Source organism: Sporanaerobium hydrogeniformans (assembly GCF_002735925.1).
GTDB lineage: Bacteria > Bacillota > Clostridia > Lachnospirales > Cellulosilyticaceae > Sporanaerobium > Sporanaerobium hydrogeniformans.
Genome location: NZ_PEDL01000064.1, coordinates 1 through 535 on the forward strand (window position 1 = coordinate 1; position 535 = coordinate 535).

Here is a 535-nt window from a genome sequence, read left to right on the forward strand (position 1 = left end):
ATGCATTGTATTTAATAGTAATATCTGTTCCTGCTGTAGTACCTGCACTGATTACACCATCTGTAATAGTTGCACTTGCTTCTTGTTTAAAGGTAATACTGAATTTTTGTCCACCAATCTCAAAACTCATTTTAGCGCCGTCCATACGAGATGGATCTGTTGCATCAATACCGTTAGCCCCTACAGCCCAAGAAACTTTTGCGTTTTGACCTCCTACTGTATCTAAGCTTCCTTCAATGTTTAAGCTTGGCATACCTTCTAATGAAGAAGATGTTGTTGCAGATGTTGCTGAACCACCATTTAAGAGTTTCATGGTATTGAACTCTGTGGTGTTACCAATTTTATTTACTTCTGAAGTTAATTGGTTTAATTCTGATTGAAGTTTTTCTCTATCGTCTGTTGTGTTTGTGCCGTTGGCTGCTTGAACAGCAAGCTCTTTCATACGACCAAGCATATTGTGTACTTCACCAAGAGCACCTTCTGCTGTTTGGATAAGAGATACACCATCTTGTGCATTACGAGATGCTTGATTTAA

The 535-nt window shown here is 38.5% G+C and carries 1 protein-coding gene; it reads right to left on the reverse strand.

Features of this window, described 5'->3' with window-relative positions:
• Positions 1-535: flagellin N-terminal helical domain-containing protein (locus tag CS063_RS17425; RefSeq protein WP_456300492.1), on the reverse strand; the 535-nt coding region annotated here is incomplete at both ends.